Origin of the sequence: Mesorhizobium sp. M4B.F.Ca.ET.143.01.1.1, from assembly GCF_004792275.1 — a bacterium.
Classification (GTDB): domain Bacteria; phylum Pseudomonadota; class Alphaproteobacteria; order Rhizobiales; family Rhizobiaceae; genus Mesorhizobium; species Mesorhizobium abyssinicae.
Window position 1 is genome coordinate 1 of sequence record NZ_SRSR01000356.1, and the last position, 283, is coordinate 283.

General features: G+C 64.7%; 1 pseudogene. It reads left to right on the forward strand.

Going from position 1 to position 283, the window contains the following annotated elements:
- A pseudogene (locus tag EN786_RS37330) lies at window positions 1–283 on the forward strand (O-antigen ligase family protein); the annotation flags it as partial.

Consider the following 283-nt stretch of genomic DNA (forward strand, 5'->3'; position numbering starts at 1 on the left):
TATCGGTCTGATCGTCTTCCCGCATGAGGCGCTGCACACCGCCGACTCGCAGGAGCCCGAGCATGCCGGCCTGTGGCGCGGCGTCTTCACGCATAAGAACATCGCCGGTCCGGTGATGGCCTGTTTCAGCTTTGCCGGGCTCTATCTCTTCCGGCGCGGCCAGCGCTGGTGGGGGGTCGGCATCTTCTGCGCGGCGATGGTGTTCATGCTGCACACCGGCTCGAAGACCACGGCCGGGCTGGTTCCATTCTCGATCATGATCGTCGTGCTGCCCAGCCTCATC